Source organism: Fusibacter ferrireducens (assembly GCF_015352425.1).
Lineage (GTDB): Bacteria > Bacillota > Clostridia > Peptostreptococcales > Acidaminobacteraceae > Fusibacter_A > Fusibacter_A ferrireducens.
Window position 1 is genome coordinate 1 of the sequence record NZ_JADKNH010000044.1, and the last position, 1353, is coordinate 1353.

1 rRNA gene is annotated in these 1353 nt (G+C 51.3%); it reads left to right on the forward strand.

The features are described from left to right. Positions 1–1353 (forward strand): 23S ribosomal RNA (locus ISU02_RS23695); the annotation flags it as partial.

The following is a 1353-nucleotide window of genomic DNA, read 5'->3' on the forward strand; positions in this document are numbered from 1 at the left end:
AGTTTGAAGAGTAGGTAAATCCGCTCTTTGTAAGAACAAGTTGTGATGGGGAGCGAAATTTAGTAGCGAAGCAGCTGATATCACACTGTCAAGAAAAGTTTCTATCGAGGGAGCAGGTGCCTGTACCGTAAACCGACACAGGTAGGAGAGTAGAGAATACTAAGGCGAGCGAGAAAACTATTGTTAAGGAACTCGGCAAAATGACCCCGTAACTTCGGGAGAAGGGGTGCCTCACTAGGTTCAGAGCTAAGTGAGGCCGCAGAGGATAGGTCCAAGCGACTGTTTACCAAAAACACAGGTCTCTGCTAAATCGAAAGATGATGTATAGGGGCTGACGCCTGCCCGGTGCTGGAAGGTTAAGGGGAAGTGTAAGAGCAATCGAAGCACAGAACTGAAGCCCCAGTAAACGGCGGCCGTAACTATAACGGTCCTAAGGTAGCGAAATTCCTTGTCGGGTAAGTTCCGACCCGCACGAAAGGCGTAACGATTTGGACGCTGTCTCAACAATAGACTCGGTGAAATTGTAGTACCGGTAAAGATGCCGGTTACCCGCAGCAAGACGGAAAGACCCCGTGGAGCTTTACTGCAGCTTGGCACTGGATAATGGTATATCATGTACAGGATAGGTGGGAGACAGAGAAGTGAGGACGCCAGTCTTCATGGAGTCGCTGTTGGGATACCACTCTTGGTATAACGTTATTCTAACTATGATGAGTAATCCTGATCTAGGACAATGTCAGGTGGGCAGTTTGACTGGGGCGGTCGCCTCCTAAAGAGTAACGGAGGCGCCTAAAGGTTCCCTCAGCGCGGTTGGAAATCGCGCGAAGAGTGTAAAGGCAAAAGGGAGCTTGACTGCGAGAGGGACACCTCGAGCAGGGACGAAAGTCGAGCTTAGTGATCCGGTGGCACCGCATGGAAGGGCCATCGCTCAACGGATAAAAGCTACCCCGGGGATAACAGGCTTATCTCCCCCAAGAGTCCACATCGACGGGGAGGTTTGGCACCTCGATGTCGGCTCGTCTCATCCTGGGGCTGAAGTAGGTCCCAAGGGTTGGGCTGTTCGCCCATTAAAGAGGCACGCGAGCTGGGTTCAGAACGTCGTGAGACAGTTCGGTCCCTATCTGCTGTGGGCGTAGGAAATTTGAGAGGAGCTGTCCTTAGTACGAGAGGACCGGGATGGACAAACCTCTGGTGTATCAGTTGTTCTGCCAAGAGCACTGCTGAGTAGCTACGTTTGGAAGGGATAAGCGCTGAAGGCATCTAAGCGCGAAGCCCCCCTCAAGATGAGATTTCCCATCCTTAATGGAGTAAGATCCCATGTAGATAATATGGTAATAGGCCTGAGGTGTAAGT